Source organism: Escherichia sp. AM3, assembly GCF_032029835.1.
In the GTDB taxonomy this organism is placed as follows: Bacteria; Pseudomonadota; Gammaproteobacteria; order Enterobacterales; family Enterobacteriaceae; genus Escherichia; species Escherichia coli.
This window is the reverse complement of sequence record NZ_JAVUPQ010000384.1, coordinates 1-983: the sequence shown is the minus strand read 5'-3', so window position 1 is coordinate 983 and position 983 is coordinate 1. Positions and strand designations below refer to the sequence as shown.

At 55.1% G+C, this 983-nt stretch carries 1 pseudogene; it reads right to left on the bottom strand.

The features are described 5' to 3' along the window. Positions 1 to 983: pseudogene (iucA, locus tag RTW80_RS26040) on the bottom strand (aerobactin synthase IucA); the annotation flags it as partial.

The following is a 983-nucleotide window of genomic DNA, read 5'->3' as shown; positions in this document are numbered from 1 at the left end:
GGGTTAGCGAAATCAAAATAGATCACCGAAGGGTCAACGATGGTGTTCTCGTTATGATCGTTCAGATAACAGAAAAAGTTACCTTTTACGTTCCAGTACGGACTTTCCAGAACATAGTTGAGACAGGTTTTATGAGTCACCTGGTCACGCACTTCAGCCAGCAATGTTCGTACACGAGCCATCAGATTCGCTTCGCTGTCCAGCCCGGCAGCACCCAGCGCAGCAGTTACGGCAAAAGTGGAGTTAACCAGCAGGTAATAAGGGAAATAGCGCAGCAACTGCTCACGGGTGAAAATATTTTCCGCCTGCGCCTCGTCAATGGTATCGAGCCACTCTGTCGCGTGAGGCATAAACGCGCTGCCCTGGCAGTCACGGTAAATAAATCCGACCGGCAGATCCCCAAGCATCTGCACAAGAATATTTTGCTGATGCGCCAGCAGCACCAGGCCGTAATCCGCTTCAGCCGTAAACAGAGGCTTCAGCACCTGCTGACAGTAAGCATCGACCCATGCGTGGGCGGCCTGTTGCACAGTGATACCGAGGCGATCGCTCAGGCGTTTTACCGCCGAAACCAGCAGCGAATCACCGCCATCCGGTGCGGCCTGAGTCAGGGAAACCAGAACGTTGGTCTGGCTTTGCGGCTGCTCCAGCAGCAGGTTTTCACGCAGGGAAAACAAACTTTCCTGCATGATGTTGCCGTTAAGATCGCGCAGCCCGGCCCAGCCGTCCTCCTGCATTACCCGGAAAGTAGGGAAGCGGGCCTGTAGCATCTGCCAGCCGTCGGTTTGCGCCAGACGTGCCAGGCGCATTCCTCGCTCCACCTCTTTCACAGACAGAGTACGGACGGAGTTGGTCAGCCGAACGCTCAGGGAGAACTTGATCATATCGCGGCTGGTAGCACAGTAGAGGGAGCGGGAAGAGGTGGTCGGCAGCCACGACGTGCCGGCCTCGCCTAAGTCTCTGATAAGTCCTTTAGCAAAAAG